This is a genomic window from Mesorhizobium sp. Pch-S (genome assembly GCF_004136315.1).
Classification (GTDB): Bacteria; Pseudomonadota; Alphaproteobacteria; order Rhizobiales; family Rhizobiaceae; genus Mesorhizobium.
The window spans coordinates 1,019,656-1,036,480 of record NZ_CP029562.1; the positions used below are offsets into that span (position 1 = coordinate 1,019,656).

At 62.4% G+C, this 16,825-nt stretch carries 14 protein-coding genes; 4 read left to right on the forward strand and 10 right to left on the reverse strand.

Annotated elements, in window-relative coordinates; genetic code table 11:
* Positions 1-137 precede the first annotated feature (137 nt).
* A complete protein-coding gene (locus C1M53_RS04715; protein WP_207213067.1) occupies positions 138-701 on the reverse strand; it encodes a TetR/AcrR family transcriptional regulator in 564 nt (187 codons plus the stop codon).
* Positions 702-788: 87 nt separating this feature from the next.
* Here C1M53_RS04715 and C1M53_RS04720 point away from each other — a divergent pair, with 87 nt between their 5' ends.
* On the forward strand, positions 789-2,240 hold the full coding sequence (locus tag C1M53_RS04720; protein ID WP_129411186.1) for an amidase: 1,452 nt from the start codon (positions 789-791) through the stop codon (positions 2,238-2,240).
* A gap of 799 nt (positions 2,241-3,039) precedes the next feature.
* On the opposite strand, the gene C1M53_RS04730 is transcribed toward C1M53_RS04720, so the two are convergent.
* The 5 genes from C1M53_RS04730 to C1M53_RS04750 all read right to left on the reverse strand — a co-directional run bounded on the left by C1M53_RS04730 (position 3,040) and on the right by C1M53_RS04750 (position 7,871).
* The gene (locus C1M53_RS04730; protein ID WP_129411188.1) at positions 3,040-3,558 is read right to left on the reverse strand and encodes a hypothetical protein; all 519 of its coding nucleotides are present in this window, start codon (positions 3,556-3,558) and stop codon (positions 3,040-3,042) included.
* A gap of 55 nt (positions 3,559-3,613) precedes the next feature.
* Positions 3,614-5,170: a glutamine-hydrolyzing GMP synthase gene (guaA, locus tag C1M53_RS04735; protein WP_129411189.1), complete on the reverse strand. Its 1,557-nt coding sequence runs from the start codon at positions 5,168-5,170 to the stop codon at positions 3,614-3,616.
* A gap of 57 nt (positions 5,171-5,227) precedes the next feature.
* A complete protein-coding gene (locus C1M53_RS04740) occupies positions 5,228-5,884 on the reverse strand; it encodes a 5'-methylthioadenosine/S-adenosylhomocysteine nucleosidase (protein ID WP_129411190.1) in 657 nt (218 codons plus the stop codon).
* Between the two features lie 94 nt (positions 5,885-5,978).
* A complete protein-coding gene (locus C1M53_RS04745; protein ID WP_129411191.1) occupies positions 5,979-6,437 on the reverse strand; it encodes a PaaI family thioesterase in 459 nt (152 codons plus the stop codon).
* A gap of 144 nt (positions 6,438-6,581) precedes the next feature.
* Positions 6,582-7,871 (reverse strand): RsmB/NOP family class I SAM-dependent RNA methyltransferase, encoded by a 1,290-nt coding sequence (locus tag C1M53_RS04750; RefSeq protein WP_129411192.1) that lies wholly within the window; start codon positions 7,869-7,871, stop codon positions 6,582-6,584.
* Between the two features lie 178 nt (positions 7,872-8,049).
* Between C1M53_RS04750 and C1M53_RS04755 the strand changes: the two genes are divergently transcribed.
* A complete protein-coding gene (locus C1M53_RS04755) occupies positions 8,050-8,727 on the forward strand; it encodes an MIP family channel protein (protein ID WP_129411193.1) in 678 nt (225 codons plus the stop codon).
* Positions 8,728-8,833: 106 nt separating this feature from the next.
* On the opposite strand, the gene katG is transcribed toward C1M53_RS04755, so the two are convergent.
* Positions 8,834-11,017 (reverse strand): catalase/peroxidase HPI, encoded by a 2,184-nt coding sequence (katG, locus tag C1M53_RS04760; RefSeq protein ID WP_129411194.1) that lies wholly within the window; start codon positions 11,015-11,017, stop codon positions 8,834-8,836.
* Between the two features lie 332 nt (positions 11,018-11,349).
* On the opposite strand from katG, the gene C1M53_RS04765 reads away from it, so the two are divergent.
* Positions 11,350-12,261, forward strand: a complete 912-nt coding sequence (locus tag C1M53_RS04765; protein WP_129411195.1) for a hydrogen peroxide-inducible genes activator — start codon at positions 11,350-11,352, stop codon at positions 12,259-12,261.
* A 105-nt stretch (positions 12,262-12,366) separates the two neighbouring features.
* On the opposite strand, the gene C1M53_RS04770 is transcribed toward C1M53_RS04765, so the two are convergent.
* Both C1M53_RS04770 and rocF read right to left on the reverse strand, forming a co-directional pair.
* Entirely contained in the window at positions 12,367-13,431 is a 1,065-nt protein-coding gene (locus C1M53_RS04770) for an ornithine cyclodeaminase (RefSeq protein ID WP_245488567.1), read from the reverse strand.
* Entirely contained in the window at positions 13,428-14,348 is a 921-nt protein-coding gene (gene rocF / locus C1M53_RS04775) for an arginase (RefSeq protein WP_129411197.1), read from the reverse strand. Before rocF ends, C1M53_RS04770 begins: the two co-directional genes overlap by 4 nt.
* 282 nt (positions 14,349-14,630) lie before the next feature.
* Between rocF and C1M53_RS04780 the strand changes: the two genes are divergently transcribed.
* Entirely contained in the window at positions 14,631-15,068 is a 438-nt protein-coding gene (locus C1M53_RS04780) for an Lrp/AsnC family transcriptional regulator (RefSeq protein WP_054309499.1), read from the forward strand.
* 4 nt (positions 15,069-15,072) lie between these two features.
* Here C1M53_RS04780 and C1M53_RS04785 read toward each other — a convergent pair whose 3' ends face one another.
* Positions 15,073-16,821, reverse strand: coding sequence for an AMP-binding protein (locus C1M53_RS04785; protein ID WP_129411198.1), 1,749 nt, complete (start codon positions 16,819-16,821; stop codon positions 15,073-15,075).
* Positions 16,822-16,825: the final 4 nt, after the last annotated feature.

Here is a 16,825-nt window from a genome sequence, read left to right on the forward strand (position 1 = left end):
TACCAGCATCCGTGTCAGATTCCTCATTTCCCATGGCGGTACTTTTCAAAATGGGTAGCAACAATATGGGAAAGGTCCGTCAGAACGCGCGAAAGGCCCGCCTGCTGCAGCCATCTCGCCCTCCCAGGAAGGCAGGATTATTTTCGTTCTGAAAGCATCTCACGTGTTAGCGTCGCGAGGGATTTTTCGATGGCAGGAAGACTGCCGTTCTGGGCCGCGACCTGAGCACCTTCCAACATAAACGTAATTTGTGCCGCAGCAGTATTCGGATCGGACAAGCCTGCCTTCCTGCACAAGGCCTTCAACCGCTCAACCTGATCCAGCTTGTGGTGCCGGATCTTCTGGCGCAACGGATGCTCCGGGTCCGGGACTTCTGCGATGGTGTTCACAAATGGACATCCCCGATGGGAAATGGCGGGGAGCCCTTCCAATACGTGGTTTACCCATTTCCGGAGCTGGGCATGCGGATCGTCTGGATGAAGATGTTCGATCTCATCCAGGACCCCGCGATATTTCGCAATCGTCGCGGTCAACCAATCATCAACAAGCACATCCTTCGAAGAGAAGTGGCGATAGACTCCCATCTTCGTAGTCTCAGCCGCGACGGCGATCGCATCGACCGAAACGTGTTGAATTCCCCTTTCATCGAAGAGCCGGAAGGCTGCTTCGATAATGCGTTGCCGTAGTGGCAGCTTCTTCATTGTGGGCACCATTTCGATTCCAGCTCTATTGACAAAGATACCACGCGGTATCATTGATACCAATGGGTATCATTTTGGAGTTTTGCAATGGAACTGCGTGACTATGTGTCTTACGACGCCGTCGGCCTGGCTGAGCTGATTGCCAAGCGAGCGGTCACTGCCGATGAGGTAATCAATGCGGGACACCGGGCGGTAGAGCGCGTCAATTCTGCGATTAACGCTGTTGTCGAGACGTGGGCCGACGAAGCTCCAGCCTCTCTGCAAGACCAGAACACTGGCGAGCCCTTTGCTGGCGTTCCGTTTCTCGTCAAGGATCTTGGCATCACGCGCGCCGGCCGACCCAATGAGCTGGGCAGCCGTCTTGCCAGAGGCCTCGTTGCGGCTTCGGACTCGACTTTGATGTCTCGATTCCGTGAAGCGGGTCTTGTCCCGATCGGTAGAACCACCACACCGGAGTTCGCGATCAGCACGACAACGGAAGGTGTCGCCACCGGCGCTACGCGCAATCCTTGGGCGCTGGAGCGTACTGCCGGCGGATCGAGTGGCGGATCTGGCGCCGCAGTCGCGGCAGGTATCGTCCCTGTTGCTCATGCAACTGATGGCGGCGGCAGCATCCGCGTTCCCGCATCCGTCAACGGTCTGTTTGGGCTGAAACCTACACGAGGCCGCGTGTCCAATGGACCTGCTGTCGATGAAGTCTGGAGCGGCCTCGCAGTCCAGCTCGGTGTTAGCCGAACGGTTAGAGACAGCGCTGCACTGCTGGATGCTGTCCAAGGCGGCGGTATTGGCGAACCTTACTACACCGCGGCACCTCAGGGGAGCTTCCTGTCCAGAGTCGAGCAAGATCCCGGAAAGCTCAAGATCGGTTTGATGCCAAACCCCTTGAACGGAGTTCGTACCTCCGCTCCTGTTGCGGCTGCGTTGGGAAGTGTAGCGCAACTGTGCCATCAACTTGGTCATGATGTCGAGGATGTGACGCTCGACGTTGGTGTCTCCTGGGAGGCCTTTGTGTTCGCCAATACCCAACTCTTCACGGTGAACACCACAGCCTGGATCGATGCCGTTTCTGCCGCCGTGGGCCGTGGTGCGACAGCCGATTATCTCGAACCCGCAACCATGGCCGTCTACACATATGGGCGTAAGGTCAGCGGCCTTGACCTTCTCGGTGCGCTTGATGTCAGGAACAAAGTCGCGCGGGCAATCGGCGCATATTTTGAAACGTTCGACATCTTGTTGACCCCCACCCTGCCGGAATTGCCATCCTTGATTGGCACTTACAATCAAGGGCAGAGCGAACTCGACGGGCCAGGTTGGGTCGACAAGGTATTCAGCAATTCGCCGTTCACGGCTCTGGCAAATGTATCCGGTATCCCCGCCATGTCGGTACCGCTGTCGACCGATCCTGTGACCGGCTTGCCTGTCGGGTCGCAATTTTTTGCCGGGTTTGGCCGCGAGGACTTGTTGTTCAGCTTGGCGGGTCAGCTTGAGCGCGCGCAGCCGTGGATAAACCGACGGCCAACCGTTTGGGCGGGTGCCTAACCAGCGATGGCAACGCCGCAAGAGTAATCCAATTGCAGTGGCCGTGAACCTTGAGCTGCATGCGTCAGTTTTCGCGAAGCTTTACAGCTGCTACTCAGGCCTTCGCGGCAGTTTGCAAGCATGCCAATCAAAAGTCTTACGGGGTGCTACCAGATGTTTTCTCTTCGCCGTGGTCGACCCGATGATCTGCCTACTATCTACCGGCTGGAGCGATTGTACATTGAGACAATGGAGCCACTTCAGCTGCAGAAATGGCTGTCCGCTCTTGAGCGGCATTTACAACAATGGGTGGAGGATCTTCCCCGGACAATTACGGTAGAACAACTAGATCAACCTCTCGGCTATTTGTTCTGGGAACGAGAAGACGACACAGCGATACTCGCTTCCGTCAACGTTGACCCTGGCTACAGACGGAGGGGAATAGCGACTACCCTCCTTGTCAGGTTTGAACATGAAGCAGCGGCGGCTGGGTGCCTTGATTTGGAGTTGAGTTGCTTGCCTCAAAATCCTGCTCGCCGCTTATATGAGTCCTTAGGATACATTTATGATCGGGAGGAAACGCCCTATGTGGTTCTGCGCAAGAAAGTCCTTGCGCCAAAATAAGGATCATCAACCACGATTATCTCCGTCTACACGATATGGCGGGCCATATTGACAACAACTGATAGAATAGACGCGAACCTCACGTAGTTTACGGCGTTGGTAGCGAAAGCCCGTTTCTCGACCATCCTGCGTCATCCGCGCCAGATGGCGATCGACGTCAGGCGCGTGGCACGACGACAGCAATCCGAGCCAGTCGTCAGTTGAATTGAAGGATGCGATTGACTTCGGGATTTGGATTCACTGCGGCGCGGATGCGAGCAGCCACATTCGGCGCCAAGGTCTTCAAATAGTTTGGATCCAGCAAGTAAGCCCGAATGGCCTCAGCCATCAGCTCTGCCCGCGCATCGGCACCGTAGCAGTCCTGCTGTTCGGGTCCGAAGTCCCCAATTTCGGGCCCGTCGCCCGGATCGACATTGCCATCAACCCGTCTTGCTGCTTTCAGCTGGGGATTCTGCAAATCGTTGTAAACGTAACGAAGCTCATCTTCGAGACCGTCTTGATTGATCGCCGAGATGGTTTCGTTGGAGTCGTTTAGAGTGGGCTGACCAGCCTTGATATCCAAGAGGTGGCCCAGCATGTGGCACAGTATATGATGGGCCGACGCCTCATCAAACTCATGCAGATGAGGGAGTGCTCGGCGACAGGGACAGCGAGCGAAAAGTTGCTTGTTCTTGGCGAAGAAGAACTGGACCTCGAAGTCTTCGAAGATCGACATGCTTTCCCCAAACAGCGTCCGCTCGACCGATCACTAACGCATTAGCGGCATCCCCTCACTCCCACTCGATCGTGCCCGGCGGCTTGCTGGTGACGTCGTAGACGACACGGTTGATGCCGCGCACCTCGTTGATGATGCGGGTGGCGGCGCGGCCGAGGAATTCCATGTCGTAGTGGTAGAAATCGGCGGTCATGCCGTCCACCGAGGTGACGGCGCGCAGGGCGCAGACGAATTCATAGGTTCGGCCATCGCCCATGACGCCCACCGTCTGCACCGGCAGCAGCACCGCAAAAGCCTGCCAGATGGCGTCGTAGAGGCCGGCCTTGCGGATCTCGTCGAGATAGATGGCATCGGCCTCGCGCAGGATCTCCAGCTTCTCTCGCGAGATGCCGCCCGGGCAGCGGATGGCAAGGCCCGGTCCCGGGAAGGGATGGCGGCCGATGAAGCTGTCGGGCAGGCCGAGCTCGCGGCCAAGCACACGCACCTCGTCCTTGAACAGTTCGCGCAGCGGCTCGACGAGCTGCATGTTCATGCGCTCGGGCAGGCCACCGACATTGTGGTGCGACTTGATGGTCGATGAGGTGGCGCCGGTAAAGGACACGCTCTCGATGACGTCGGGATAAAGCGTTCCCTGTGCCAGGAATTCGGCGCCGCCGAGTTTCTTGGCCTCTTCCTCGAACACCTCGATGAACAGGCGGCCGATGGTCTTGCGTTTCTTTTCCGGATCGCTCTCGCCTTCCAGCGCGGAGATGAAACGGTCCGAGGCATCGACCAGGATCAGCGGCAGGTTATAGTGCTCGCGGAACATGGTGACGACGTCCGCCGCCTCATTCTTGCGCATCAGGCCGTGGTCGACCAGGATACAGGTGAGCTGGTCGCCGACCGCCTCATGGATCAGCAGCGCGGCGACGGAGGAATCGACACCGCCCGAAAGCGCGCAGATGACCTTGCCCTTGCCGACCTGCTTGCGGATCGCCTCGACGGCGTGCTCGCGATAGGCCTTCATGGTCCAGTCGCCCTCGATGCCGGCGATCCTGTGCACGAAATTGCGCAGGAGCTTGGCGCCGTCGGGCGTATGCACGACTTCCGGATGGAACTGCACGGCATAGAACTTGCGCTCTTCGTCGGCGATCGCCGCGAACGGTGCGCCGGTCGAGGTGCCGACGACCTTGAAGCCTGGCGGAATGGCAGTGACGCGGTCGCCGTGGCTCATCCACACCTGATGGCGGGTGCCCTTTGCCCAGACGTCATCGAAGAGCGCGCAATCCTGCTCGACGTCGAGGAAGGCGCGGCCGAATTCGCGGTGATGGCCGCTCTCGACCTTGCCGCCAAGCTGGGCGCACATGGTCTGTTCGCCATAGCAGATGCCGAGCACCGGGATGCCTGCCGTGAAGACGGCGTCAGGGGCACGCGGGCTGCCGATGTCGACGGTGGAATGCGGGCTGCCCGAGAGGATGACCGCCTTGGGATTGATCCGCCGGAAGGCTTCGTCGGCCGACTGGAACGGCACGATTTCGCAATAGACGCCGGCTTCACGCAAGCGCCTGGCGATCAGCTGCGTGACCTGGCTGCCGAAGTCGATGATGAGAACTGTCTGGGGATGTGTCGTCATGGCGAGCCTTTAGAGAAAGAACCGATTCGACGCAATGGGCTCGCCCCGGAAGGATTGTCACGGTGTCAATGTCAAGCTGCCTGCGGCAAGTGATGCAGCGAGCAGACCGACGGCGGCAGCCAGCTTTTCGTCGATGACGTGGAGATATTCGGTCCAGTCGCCGACATGCTTGAGTTCCGCCGCACCGTCGGAGATGCCACGCAGCGCAATCAGGGGCACGGAGAACAGCTGGCAGGCGCGCAGCACCGCGAAAGTCTCCATGTCGACCATGTCCTCGGCGACGGCATCATAGGCCGCACCCGACACGATGTTAGCGCCGGTGGAGAGCGACGCGCCTTCGATGCCGGCGATGCGATGGCCGAGCGGCAAGGTCGCCGGCAGGTCGAGAAAGGGCGTGACGCCTTTTTCGAAGCCGAGCGCGGAAGCGTCCATGTCACGGTATGAGACCGACGTCGCCTGATAGATGCCGGTCTGCTCGAGACGGCGCGACCCGGCTGAACCAAGCGAAACGATCAGATCGGGCAATCGGCCGGCGGCCTGGAGGCGCGCGAACTCGGCCCCGAGCCGCACTCCGGCCTCGACCGGACCGACACCAGTCATCAAAGGCTTGAACAGGCGCTTGAGGTGCGGACCATATTCGGCGTCCGCCGCCATGACGAACAGGACCTTGCGGCCGGCAAGATCGACAAGCAGGTCTGCGGAACTGGGGCTCATCGACTTCGATACCTTGGGCACTACAGGGTGGTTAGGGCCTGCGTAACGTCTCGCCGTGTCAGTTACGCGACGAGCGACTTCGCGGACCGGCTGCTCACCCCTCGATGCCTTCGCGTCCGGTCACCGTCATCATGGTGCCGGTCATGGTGGCGATCAGCTTGGCTTCGCCGTCGGCGGCGAAGGCATAGGCCTGTCCGTCGGCGACGATGATGGTGCGGCCGGGTTTGGTGACCGAGCCCCGGAACAAGAAGCGTTCGCCCTTGCCCGGCGCCAGGAGGTTCACCTTGAACTCGATGGTCAGCACGCCGGAGTTTTCCGGCATCAGCGAATAAGCGGCGTAACCACAGGCGGAATCCAGTGCCGTGGAAATCACGCCGGCATGCAGGAAACCATGCTGCTGGGTCAGCGCCGTCGAATACGGCATCTCGATCTCGATGATACCCGGCGTGACCAGCGTCAGTTCGGCGCCGATCGTGGCCATGGCCTGCTGGCGCGAGAACGAGGTCCTGACGCGCTCCTCGTAATTCGGGGCCGGTACGATCTTGGCTGCCATGGCGTTTGCCCCCAAGCTGTCAGCGGATTGCCGTCCGCTCATTGCCCAAAAGCCTGAAACCTTCCGGGATTGTGCTCTAGCCGGCTTACAGCAGAGCCGGCAGGCAGGCAATGCCCATGCTGCATTGCAGCATGGGCCAGGGCGTCATGCAACCTTGCGCAGGGCGCAGAAATAGAAACCGTCGGTGCCGCTCAACGCCGGCGACAGCGAGATGCCGAATTGCGAGCCGATGCGGGCTTCAGCGTCGTGGCCCGGGAACCGCGCCTGCCACAATGCGGCATGGTCGACGGGTGCAAAGCCTTTGTGGCGCGCCAGGAAAGCCGAAACCTGCTCGCCGTTCTCGTCCGGAAAGACCGAACAGGTGATGTAGACCAGCAGGCCACCGGTTTTTACAAAACCCTTGGCCACATCGAGGATGGCAGACTGTTCGGCCTTGCGCGCATCGAGCTGGCGGTTGGTCAGCCGCCATTTGGCGTCGGGCCGGCGCCGCCATGTGCCGGAGCCGGTGCAGGGGGCATCGACCAGCACGATGTCCATGTGACCGGCCAGAGGCGCCAGTTCCTGTTCGCGCGCGACGACCTGGATGTTGCGGTTTTCCGAGCGGCGCATGCGGTCGAAGATCGGCGCCAGACGCTGCTTTTCGGCGTCATGCGCAAACACCTGCCCCTTGTTCTGCATTGCAGCCGACAGCGCCAGCGATTTGCCACCGGCGCCGGCGCAGTAGTCGAGCACCTGCATGCCTGGCTTGGCGTCGGCGAGTTCCGCGGCAATCTGCGAACCCTCGTCCTGCACCTCGAACCAGCCCTTCTGGAAAGCCGGTTCGGCCTGGACATTCGGATGGCGGCCGTCGCCGGCGATCGGCGCGATGCGGATACCCTGGGTGGCGAGATGCGAAGGCTCGGCGCCCGTCTCGGTGAGTTCCGCCAACACCTTGGCACGATCGGCCTGCAAGGTGTTGGTGCGCAGGTCGAGTGGCGGACGGGCAGCAAGAGCGGCCCCTTCTTCCACCCATGCCCCGTCGAAAGCTTCCTTCAACAGCGGTACGCACCAGTCGGGGCAGTCGGCACGCACCTCTTCGGGGGCGTCTGCGAGCTTGCGCCCGGCGACGGTTGCCAGTTCGGCCTCGCTCAGCAAGGGTGGCGCGAACTTGTCGCCTTCGAGCGCGGCGTTCAGCGACTGCGCCGTCTGCCCCCATTCCAGCAGGAGCGCGCCGAACCCGACGGCGCGCGGCGTCTCGTCATCGAAAAGCCAGCCGGCACTGCGTCTGCGGCGCAGCGCATCATAGACGATATTGCCGATGGCTGCGCGATCGCCGCCGCCGGCAAAACGGTGCGACAGTCCCCAGTCGCGCAAGGCATCCGCCGCAGGGCGATGCCGACGGTTGATGTCTTCCAAAACTTCGATGGCCGCCGCCAGCCTTCCGCCCAGTCGCATTCGTCTCGCCGCAAAGGATTGATTTCGTCCCTGCTGTAATGGGCGCAACCCGAATGCACAAGCTGTTGAACTGGCGTAATATCCACTGCTTTAAAACGGTTCGGCTTAAGCATACGCTCCCTCGTGCGATTCGCGGCTCTTGCCAGAGCCTGGCAGAGCCCTTTCGAGGAGAGGGACTATGAAATCTTATCTGGCTGAAGTTCTGGGTACATTTCTGTTGGTGTTCATCGGCACTGCCTCGGTGGTGACCGGAGGGTTCGGCGGCGCCCTGCCTCTGGGCCAAGAAGGCATTGGCCTTGCTTTCGGTATCGGCCTCATCGCCGCTGCCTACGCGATCGGGCCGATTTCCGGCGCGCATCTCAACCCGGCGGTGACGCTGGGCGTCTTCCTGGCCGGTCGCTTGCCGGCCAAGGACGTGATCCCTTACTGGATCGCACAGATCATCGGCGCCATCATCGCTTCGCTGGCGCTGTGGGTCATCGTTTCGGGACAGACCGGCGGCCATACCGGCGGCTTCGGCGCCAATGGCTGGGACGAAACGAAATGGGGCGTCAGCTCCGCCTTCCTCTGGGAGCTGATCGGCACCTTCACATTCGTGACGGTCATCCTCGGCGTCACCAGCGGCAAGCACACGACAGCCTTTGCCGGCCTCGTCATCGGCCTGACGCTGGCCGGTCTGCACTTCGCCATCATTCCGGTGACCGGAACCTCGCTCAACCCGGCGCGTTCGATCGGCCCGGCGCTGTTCAGCGGCAGCGCGGCGATCAGCCAGCTCTGGCTGTTCATCGTGGCGCCGCTGATCGGCGGCGCCATCGCCGGCATCGTCGCCAAGACCGGCGTGTTCGAGAAGGACTGAGCAACACCCAAGCAAGGCGCTTAACCAGGCGCCTTGCCGATCTTCAGACAATAAAAAACAGGCGCGGATCGCTCCGCGCCTGTTTTGTTTTCAGACAAACTCGAACTCAGACGAGGTCGAAGCGGTCGGCGTTCATGACCTTGTTCCAGGCAGCGACGAAGTCCTTCACGAAGGTCGCCTGGGCATCAGAGCTGCCATAGACCTCGGCAAGTGCGCGCAGCTGGGCGTGCGAGCCGAAGATCAGATCGACACGCGTGCCGGTCCAGCGGGCCTCGCCGGTGCTGCGGTCGCGCCCTTCGAACACGCCCTCGGTGGCGGAAGGCCGCCACTCAGTGCGCATGTCGAGCAGGTTGACGAAGAAGTCGTTGCTCAGCGTCTCCGGCCGTTCGGTGAACACACCATGCGTGGACTGGCCTGTATTGGCGCCGAGGACGCGCAGGCCGCCAAGCAGCACAGTCATTTCCGGAGCGGTCAGGTTCAGCAACTGCGCCTTGTCGACCAGCAGCGTCTCGGCGGAGAGGCGGTGAGTGCCGCGGCTGTAGTTGCGGAAACCGTCGGCGACCGGCTCGAGCGGAGCGAAGGAGGCGACGTCGGTGTCTTCCTGCGAAGCATCCATGCGGCCGGGCGTGAACGGCACGTTCACGGACTGGCCGGCGTCCTTTGCCGCCTTCTCGACCGCGGCGGCACCACCAAGCACGATCAGGTCAGCGAGCGAGACTTTCTTGCCGCTGGACTGCGCGGCATTGAACTCGGCCTGGATCGCCTCCAGCTTCTGCAGCACCGCGCTCAGTTCGACCGGCTGGTTGATCGCCCAGTCCTTCTGCGGCGCAAGCCGGATACGGGCGCCGTTGGCGCCGCCGCGCTTGTCGGAACCACGGAAGGTCGAGGCCGACGCCCAGGCAGTCGACACCAGTTGCGACACCGACAGGCCGGACGCCAGGATCTTCGCCTTCAGCGCGGCGATATCGGCCTGGTCGACCAGCCCGTGATCGACAGCCGGGATCGGATCCTGCCAAGGCAGCACTTCTTCCGGCACGAGCTTGCCGAGGTAGCGGGCGCGCGGTCCCATGTCGCGATGCGTCAGCTTGTACCAGGCGCGGGCGAAGGCGTCGGCGAACGCATCCGGATCCTCGTAGAAGCGCCGCGAGATCTTCTCGTAGGCGGGGTCGACGCGCAGCGCGAGGTCGGTGGTCAGCATCGACGGCGCATGACGCTTGGACTTGTCGTGCGCGTCCGGCACCGTGCCGGCGCCCATGCCATGCTTCGGCGTCCACTGATGGGCGCCGGCCGGGCTCTTGGTCAGTTCCCACTCATAGCCGAACAGGTTCCAGAAGAAGTTGTTCGTCCATTTGGTCGGGGTCGTCGTCCAGATGACTTCAAGGCCGCTGCCGATGGCGTCGCCACCCTTGCCGGTGCCGAAGGCATTGGCCCAGCCCAGGCCCTGCTGTTCGATGCCGGCCGCTTCCGGCTCCACTCCGACGAGCTTCGCATCGCCGGCGCCGTGCGTCTTGCCGAAGGTGTGGCCGCCGGCGATGAGCGCAACGGTCTCCTCGTCATTCATCGCCATGCGCGCGAAGGTCTCGCGGATGTCGCGCGCCGCAGCCAGCGGATCCGGCCTGCCGTTCGGCCCTTCCGGGTTCACGTAGATCAGGCCCATCTGCACGGCGCCGAGCGGGTTCTGCAGGTCGCGATCGCCGGTGTAGCGCTCGTCGGCGAGCCAGACGCCTTCCGGCCCCCAATAGAGCTCCTCCGGTTCCCAGACGTCGGCACGGCCACCGGCGAAACCGAAGGTCTTGAAGCCCATCGATTCCAGCGCGACGTTGCCGGTCAGGATAAGCAGGTCGGCCCAGGAGAGCTTGCGACCGTATTTCTGCTTGATCGGCCAGAGCAGGCGGCGGGCCTTGTCGAGGTTGACGTTGTCCGGCCAGGAATTCAGCGGGGCAAAACGCTGCTGTCCGGCGCCGGCACCGCCACGGCCGTCGCCGATGCGGTAGGTGCCCGCGCTGTGCCAGGCCATGCGGATGAAAAGCGGGCCGTAGTGGCCGAAGTCGGCCGGCCACCAATCCTGCGAATCCGTCATCAGCGCCTTCAGGTCGGCAATGACGGCATCGAGATCAAGGCTCTCGAACTCCTTGGCGTAGTCGAACGCCTCGCCCATCGGGTCGGACAGGCTGGAATGCCGGTGCAGGATCTGGATGTCCAGCTGGTTCGGCCACCAGTTCTGGTTTTTCGGTCCATGGCCGCTGAACGGGCATTTGCCTGCGCTTTTGTCGTCGGTCTTTGCGTCCATTTCTTTCTCCAACGCTGATCTTCAAACGATGCCAAATCCCATACACCCTACCGGGCACACAGCGGACTTTGGTCTGGAGAGAGGCTGATAATGGCTGCCTCCCTCGTGAATGGGTGGGTTGCCGAAGAGCTGCCCGAGGGGCGCCCGCCGAATAGAGCATTTTGTAGTCAAGTGGAATCACTTGGCGTTACAAAATGCGGCGAAAACAAAAACTTAGAGCGTTTCCGCGTTTCCGTGAAAAACGGAAACGCTCTAATGGAACGGCGGCAGCCTAAAAGCTCCATTCTATAAAAGCAAATTGCCTTTTCTGTTTTTTTCGATAGTTTTTTCTTATGATAAAACTGACACTGCGGCAGATGCAGTATTTCGAGACGCTGGTGCAGACGCTGCATTTCGGCAGGGCGGCAGCACTGTGCGGCATCAGCCAGCCGGCGCTTTCCGCGCAGATCGCCGACATGGAGGAAAAGCTCGGCAGCAAGCTGTTCGACCGCTCCGGCCGCAACGCCATCCTGACGCCGGAAGCCGCGACACTGCTGCCGCTGATCACGCGGGCGCTGGCGGCGGCGCGCGACGTCGAAGAGGCCGCCCTGGCGGGACGCAAGGCACTGGAAGGTCGCTTCCGGCTCGGCATCATCCCGACGGTGGCGCCTTATCTGCTGCCTTCGATCCTGCCGGAGCTGCGGCAGCGCTATCCCGAGCTGCGGCTCGAACTGCGCGAGGCGGTGACCGATACGCTAGCCGAGGAGGCAGCACTCGGCAGCCTCGACGCCTTCATCGCGGCACTGCCGCTCGACCAGCCGGGACTGACGGCGGAAGCCCTGTTCGAAGACCGCTTCTTCCTGGCGGTGCCGCGCGCGGAGCCCGACCTGGTGGCACCGCCGGTGCCGCCGGAAAGCCCGGTTCTGGAAAGACTGATGCTGCTGGAAGAGGGCCATTGCCTGCGTGAACAGGCGCTGCAGCTGTGTGGCAGCGTGCGCCCGACCGCCATGGCGAATTATGGCGCGACCAGCCTGACCACGCTGCTGCAGATGGTCGGACATGGCTTCGGCGTGACCCTGGTGCCGGAGATGGCCGTGGCGCCCACGGCAGCGCTGCCTGACCTGCGCGTCGTGCCTTTCGCCGAGCCGATGCCTTCTCGCACCGTGGCGCTGGCCTGGCGCCGCAATGGCCATCGCCAGGCAGAATGCAAGGCACTGGCCCAGGTGTTGAAAGGCGTGCGGACCGATGCCGCGCACGCCCACTAGAGCGTTTCCGTTTTTCACGGAAACGCGGAAACGCTCTAAGTTTTTGTTTTCGCTGCATTTTTGCAGCGCCAAGTAATTCCACTTGGCTACAAAATGCTCTAGGATTTAGGCAGGAAGCCCCTCTTTGGCCCCTGCCCTGAGCAGCATGCCGAAGAGGTCACGCGGTTCGTCGGGATCGGCGAGCAGGTCGAGTTCCTCATAGAGGCCGGTCGCCTGCAGCTGGTCACGCACATAACGCAGCGCCGAGAAATCCTCGGTGGCGAAGCCGACCGAATCGAACAGCGTGATCTGCTTGGCGCTGGTGCGGCCGGCAGCCTTGCCCGCCATCACCTGCCAAAGCTCGATCACCGGATGATCGGCATCCAGCTGCTGGATCTCGCCCTCGATGCGCGTCTGCGGCGGGAACTCCACGAAGATGTCAGAGCGCAGCAGGATGTCGCGATGCAGTTCGGTCTTGCCGGGGCAATCGCCGCCGACCGCGTTGATGTGCACGCCCGAGCCAACCATGTTGTCGGTCAGGATCGTCGCATACTGCTTGTCGGCCGTCACCGTGGTGATGACCTCGGCGCCCTCCACCGCCTCCTGGCCGGAGGCGCAGATGGTGATGTCGAAGCCCATACCGGCGAGGTTCCTGGCACAGCGCTTCGAGGCCGACGGATCGATGTCGTAGAGCCGCAGCCGGTCGATGCCGGTGATCGCCTTGAAGGCGATGGCCTGGAACTCCGACTGCGCGCCATTGCCGATGATGGTCATGGTGCGGGCACCCTTCGGCGCCAGGTATTTGGCAACCAGCGCCGAGGTGGCGGCGGTGCGCAGTGCCGTCAGGATGGTCATCTCGGTCAGCAGCATCGGGTAGCCCGAGCCGACATCGGCCAGAACACCGAAGGCGGTCACCGTCTGCAGGCCCTCGCGCGTGTTCTTCGGATGGCCGTTGACATATTTGAAGCCGTAGAGGCGGCCGTCGCTGGTCGGCATCAGCTCGATGACGCCGTCATGGCTGTGCGAGGCGACGCGCGGTGTCTTGTCGAACAGCTCCCAGCGGCGGAAGTCCTCTTCGATATAGGCTGCCAGTTCGGTCAGGAAGCGCTCGACGCCGATGGCCAGCACCAGCTTCATCATGGAATCCACGCTCACGAACGGAACGATGTTCAGTTTGGCCTGCATGATCAGAAGCTCCTCGTCGGACGGTCCATGATGCGGCGGCCCATCAGGCTGGCCGTCAGGTCGACCATCAGAGTGGCGGTGCGGCCACGTTCATCGAGGAAGGGATTGAGTTCGACGAGGTCGAGACTGGTGACGAGACCGCTGTCGGACAGCATCTCCATGACCAGATGCGCCTCGCGCAAGGTGGCGCCGCCCGGCACCGTGGTGCCGACTGCCGGCGCGATCGACGGGTCGAGGAAATCGACGTCGAGGCTGACATGCAGAAGGCCGTTCTCCTCGGCGACACGCGCGAGGAAGGCACGCAGCAACGGCGCGATGCCGTGCTCGTCGATGGCGCGCATGTCATGCACGGTCACGCCGGCTGCCTTGAGCGCCTCACGCTCGGGTGCATCGACGCTGCGCAGGCCAAGCGTGCAGATGCGCGTCGGATCCACTCGCACGGGCAGGTCCGGGAAAACACCGTCAAAGCCCGGGAGACCGCTGACATAGGCGAGCGGCACGCCATGCAAATTGCCGCTCGTGGTGGTGTCGAGCGTATGATAGTCGGGATGCGCGTCCAGCCACAGGACAAAAAGCGGGCGCCCGGTCTCGGCAGCGCGGCGGGCGACACCCGACAGTGTGCCGGCCGAAATGGCATGATCGCCACCGAGGAAGATCGGCATGGCGTCCTTGCTGGCCTGATAGGCAGCCTCGGCAATCGCCGCCGTCCAGGCAACGATCTCCGGCAGCTTCTTCAGCGCCGGATTGCGATGCGTGATCGGCTGGGCTGCGGCCGGCTGCACCGTGCCCAGATCCTCGACCTCGTGGCCGAGCTCGGTCAGTGCCGAAATCAATCCTGCCGTGCGCAGCGCACTCGGCCCCATCTCGCAGCCGAGATGCCCGGCGCCATCCTGTTCCGGCGCACCCACGATCCTGCAACGCATGGCGTTCCTTCCCTGTTTTTGTTCCCTATGTCCCGGATGTTGACACATCCAGGACGCCTCAAGCGCCGGCGCGGCCCCTCCGGGCCGCTTGGCTAGCGCGCCAACGGGCGCGGCGCGCGGTCGCGCGCTCCAACGGTCATTCCGAATGACCGTTGGTATTCTCTTGCTCAATTGAAGCGCAAACGACTGGCGGAATGAACAAACTGATTTGGCAGATATCGCTCATTGCCTTATCATTTCGGCAATATCGAATGCCAATATGGTCAATCATGGATATCCCGCATGGATTCGCTCGACGAAAAGCTGGTGACGCTGCTGAGGCATGACGGCCGCCGTTCCATCTCCGACCTTGCGGTCGACCTCGGCGTGTCGCGGGCAACGGTGCGTGCCCGCATCGAGCGGCTGGAGCGGCAGGGCGAGATCCTCGGCTATACCGTCATCTTGCGGGCGGATGCGCTCGAACAGCGCGTGCGCGGCATCATGATGATCGAGGTCGAGGGTCATGCCGCCGACCGGGTGGTGCGGGCACTGGGAGGCTTCCCGGAAATCTCCGCCATCCACACCACCAACGGCCGCTGGGACCTCGTCGTCGAACTGAACACGGAAACACTGACGCAGCTCGACGCCGTGCTGCGCAAGGTGCGGCTCATTCCGGCCATCACCGGTTCGGAAACGACGCTGCTGCTTGCGACGCCACGCTCGACGCGGGCGCGTCTATAACAAACTAGAGGCCCAGTTCCTCGACCATGGCATCGCGCATGACGAACTTCTGCGCCTTTCCGGTCACCGTCATCGGCAGGCTGTCCTTGAAGCGGATGTAGCGCGGCACCTTGTAGTGCGAGATCTGGCCGGCGCAGAAGGCCTTCACCTCCTCTTCGCTCATCGCCTCGCCCGGTTTCACCACGATCCAGGCGGCGATCTCCTCGCCATATTTTGCGTCAGGCACGCCGAACACCTGCACTTCCTTGACCTTCGGGTGGCGGTAGAGGAACTCCTCGACCTCGCGCGGATAAACGTTCTCGCCGCCGCGGATGACCATGTCCTTCACGCGGCCGACGATGTTGCAGAAACCTTCCTCGTCGATGGTGGCGAGGTCGCCCGTATGCATCCAGCCGTCCGGGTCGATCGCCTCGTCGGTCTTTTCCTGGTCTTCCCAATAGCCTTTCATCACCGAGTAACCGCGCGTGCACAGTTCGCCGCGCTCGCCGACCGGCACGGTCTCGCCCTCGGCATCCACCACCTTGACCTCCACATGCGGATGGATGCGCCCGACCGTCGAGACGCGCTTCTCGAGCGGATCATCAACCCCGCTCTGGAAGGAGACGGGACTGGTCTCGGTCATGCCGTAGGCGATCGTCACCTCCGACATGTTCATCAGCGCGATGACCTTCTTCATCACCTCGATCGGGCAAGGCGAGCCGGCCATGATGCCGGTGCGCAAGGACGACAGGTCGAAGCTCTTGAAATCGGCATGGTCGAGCATGGCGACAAACATGGTCGGCACGCCGTAGAGCCCGGTGCAGCGCTCGTCGGATATCGCCTTCAGCGTCACGCCGGGGTCGAAGCCCTCCCCCGGGAAAACCATGGTGGCGCCCTTGGAGACGCAGCCCATCGAGCCCATCGACATGCCAAAGCAATGATAAAAAGGTACCGGAATGCAGAGCCGGTCCTTCGCGGTCAGCCGAATGGCGGCGGTGACGAAATTGCCGTTGTTGACGATGTTGGCGTGGGTGAGCGTGGCACCCTTCGGCGCACCGGTGGTGCCGCTGGTGAACTGGATGTTGATGGCATCGTCCGGCTTCAGGCTCGCGCTGATGCGGTCGAGCCCGGCGCGGTCGGCACCAGCGCCCATGGCGAGCACATCGCCGAAATTGAGCATGCCAGGCGAAACCTCCTCACCCATGCGGATGACGGTCTTCAGCGCCGGCAGTTTCCCGGCAGCGAGTTTGCCGGGTTCGGCGCTGTCGATCTCTGGCGCCAGCGTACGGATCATGCCGAGATAGTCCGAGGTCTTGAACTGTGCCGCCGTGACCAGCGCCTTGCAGCCGACCTTGTTCAGCGCATAGTCGAGTTCGGCGAGCCGGTAGGCCGGATTGATGTTAACGAGGATCAGGCCGATACGGGCGGTGGCATACTGCGTCACCAGCCACTCCCAGCGGTTCGGCGACCAGATGCCGACGCGATCGCCCTTCACCAGTCCGAGTGTCGCCAGCCCGGCGGCGAAGTCGTCGACAACGCTTGCCAGTTCATCCCAGGAGAAGCGCTTGTCCTGACTTGGGAACACCGCGGCGTCGCGTGGTCCATAGGCCCGCACCGTGTCGGCCAGAAGCTGCGGAATGGTCTTGTCGAGCAGCGGCTGCAGGCGCTCGCCGGAGACATGCGACAGCCCTTCCTTCGGGGCAATGAAGACAATCCCCACCTGAACAGGATTTGACGGTCGCGTGCCTTTCAGTTCGTCCGGATTGATCGCCATGGCC